The following is a 2,844-nucleotide window of genomic DNA, read 5'->3' as shown; positions in this document are numbered from 1 at the left end:
TTTGGTATATTGCGGTTTGAATTGATCAAATCACTTTTCTATACCAGAAAATGGAGAGAAACGTTTACGACGTTATTATTATAGGTGCCGGCCTTACTGGCCTCAATACCGCCTACCACCTTTCGAAGGGGAGGAGAGTGGCCCTCTTCTCATCGGCCACTTTAGAGGATAGCAATTCCTACTTTGCTCAGGGCGGTATGGCCGCGGTCACCTTCTCTAGCGATAGTCCTAGAGAGCACTATGAAGACACTATGGTGGCGGGGATTCCCAGAACCAATTACCCCGTTCTAAACGCCTCAAGGCAATTAACAAAAAACCACCCTTCGAAATGAGACAATTACTTTTATTTGTTTATATTGGTTTCGCCTGCACCTTAGCATATGGACAATCAATTAAAGGACGCTTGACTGATAAAAAAGGTGATCCTATAGAGTTTGCTTCTGTAGCATCTATCTCTCTGGCGGATTCTACGCATATTTATTCTTTTGCGGTAAGTCAAGAGAACGGGCGTTTCGAATTGGATAATTCAAATTGTGCTGTTGATTCTGTTATATTGAAAGTAAGGTTTATGGGGTTTGAGACGATGAGAATCGTTGTGCCTAAGAACTATTCATTTGCTATGCCTATAGTACTCAAACCAACAGATCTGATGCTTGACGAAGTAGTCGTCTCTTCGTATAAAAAGGCTTTCTCGCTGGTTGATGGCAAGATAGGGGTAGATGTAGGGAGGTTAAGTAACAATGCAGCGGACAATGTGCTGGATGTACTCAATCGAACGCCGGGTGTGCAAGTCTCTAAAGATGGTATAACCATGCAAGGAAATAATCCTTTGGTAGTAATTGATGGAGTAAAACAGAGGCTACCAATTGAGACTCTTGTGAATTATCTTAGATCTATGCCCGCATCCAATGTGGAGAAGATTTATCTCCAAACTAATGCTCTGGCGGAAAATAGGCTTTCACAAGGAGGTGCGACCATTGAAATCATCACGAAAAAGAAACGGTTGGATGGATATAGTATTGGAAACACTACCCATGGAACACAACACCGAAACCAAGCGTATAGAGTGGGAACCTATTTGGATATGCTTGGTAAGTATGGCAATTTATCAGGTAACGCTTCACTTGGCTACAGTAGGCCATCCTATATCTCTAATAAAATAGAGGCGTACTCTTCTAATTCTAATCAGAGGGAGAGAGAGATAAAGAGAAAGGATTGTGATTTAAAGGATTCATATTTTGGGGTATTAAACCTCACATGGGCACCTAAAGTGCTCAATGGTAGCGTCAACTACTTTCTCTCTTATTATATAGATGATGTGAAGGATAAGTCAGAGGAGGAGTATTGGCTAGCAAAGACTCTAGAGAGAACTGCCGACAGAAAAGAGACCGATTGGATGGATTTACTTTCGACCAATATTGAGTATATCTCAGCAGACACTCTTAAGAACCAATTTAAAGCATCGTATGGCTTCCTTACTGGTCTTAGTGACTATGAACAGTCTTATAGTAACAGTTTGGGAGGTGTTCATAGCACGACTAAAAACATGGAGGGCCATAGACATATTATAGAAGCTGAGTACAAACTCAAGTTGCCGAAACTAGAATTTAAAGTGGGTACGGAGTCCTTTTTCTCTCAGATGAAAGAAAGTACAGTGCAGAATACTGTTAACTCTGACTTTTTAGTAAATGAAACCATAGTCGGAGCCTATACATCTGGGAATCTCAGAATAACTCCTGATTTATCTTTATACTTAGGTGTGCGTGGTGAGTATTCACTTTACAATTACCAATTTCGAGAGAATCTAAAGACTGAAGAGTGGAGTATGGCACCTTTTGTATTGATTAATTGGAAAGCGACTAAAAACTATTCAACTACCTTTAATTTTACTATGAGGAATGACCGTCCAGGATATTTCTCGTTGTTGCCTGGGCAAACTTATAATAGTGATGAAGAATATAGCGTAGGTAATCCACTTCTTAAGCCCTCTATGCGGTATAGCTTGAAAAGCCAGCATCTATTTTTTAAGTACTTCGTGGTTACTTTTGGTGCTACTTTTGATGAAAATCTTTACGGATCGACCTATAATATTGACGAACATGGTATAAGATATATAATGCCAAGGAACTATGCGGACAGGCTCTACTTTTTTGGTAGTATGTCTCTGCCGTTTTCCTTCTTTGACGGTAAACTAAGAGGTACACTCTATTTATATGGTCAAAACGGGAGATACTCCAATATAATTTCTGAGTTAGATAATTCAATAATTAATCCCCAAAAAACTTGGAGGAGTAGTGGCGATATATATATTAGCTATCAGCCTAATGATCGTTTGGGAGTCTATATCAATCCGTATTATAGAACAGTTACAAAACTCCTTCAGAAAACAATCAAAGGGTATTCGACTATGGATTTCGGTGTGCAGTACTCATTTCTAAAGAAGAAGAATCTTGTAATGGCAGTATCTGTTGAGGATATTTTTAATCAACGAGGTTCAGAGGTTATATATAACTATGGGGGCAATCTGGTGAAGTCCATAGAACTTCCAAACACTCAAAGTATCCGACTGGCTATCACCTACACTTTTAGCCAGAATACTAAAACTATTCATGTGAATAGAAATGAAAATGACACTTCTCGCTTTAATAGATAAATAGTCTAAAAATACTAATGGGACTGATAAATGTTTTTTATCGGACACCAAAGTACGTAACCACGGCCCCGTTGCCAAATCCTTGCTTAGGGGTCGTGCTTTTTTGGTATATTGCGGTTTGAATTGATCAAATCACTTTTCTATACCAGAAAATGGAGAGAAACGTTTACGACGTTATTATTATAGGTGCC

2 protein-coding genes are annotated in these 2,844 nt (G+C 39.2%); both read left to right on the top strand.

Translation table 11 applies throughout. The annotated features are described in order from the left end of the window. Positions 1–50: 50 nt before the first annotated feature. Positions 51–332: an FAD-dependent oxidoreductase gene (locus tag A3GK_RS0110030; protein ID WP_018029313.1), complete on the top strand. Its 282-nt coding sequence runs from the start codon at positions 51–53 to the stop codon at positions 330–332. Further along, positions 329–2,653: an outer membrane beta-barrel protein gene (locus A3GK_RS0110025; protein ID WP_018029312.1), complete on the top strand. Its 2,325-nt coding sequence runs from the start codon at positions 329–331 to the stop codon at positions 2,651–2,653. Before A3GK_RS0110030 ends, A3GK_RS0110025 begins: the two co-directional genes overlap by 4 nt. The last annotated feature ends 191 nt before the right edge of the window (positions 2,654–2,844 follow it).

Origin of the sequence: Porphyromonas somerae DSM 23386 (assembly GCF_000372405.1) — a bacterium.
GTDB lineage: Bacteria > Bacteroidota > Bacteroidia > Bacteroidales > Porphyromonadaceae > Porphyromonas_A > Porphyromonas_A somerae.
This window is presented reverse-complemented; position numbering and strand designations above follow the sequence as displayed.

Coding starts and splice junctions, on each gene's coding strand:
- A3GK_RS0110030 (WP_018029313.1), top strand. CDS start 51: ATGGAGAGAAACGTTTACGACGTTATTATTATAGGTGCCGGCCTTACT.
- A3GK_RS0110025 (WP_018029312.1), top strand. CDS start 329: ATGAGACAATTACTTTTATTTGTTTATATTGGTTTCGCCTGCACCTTA.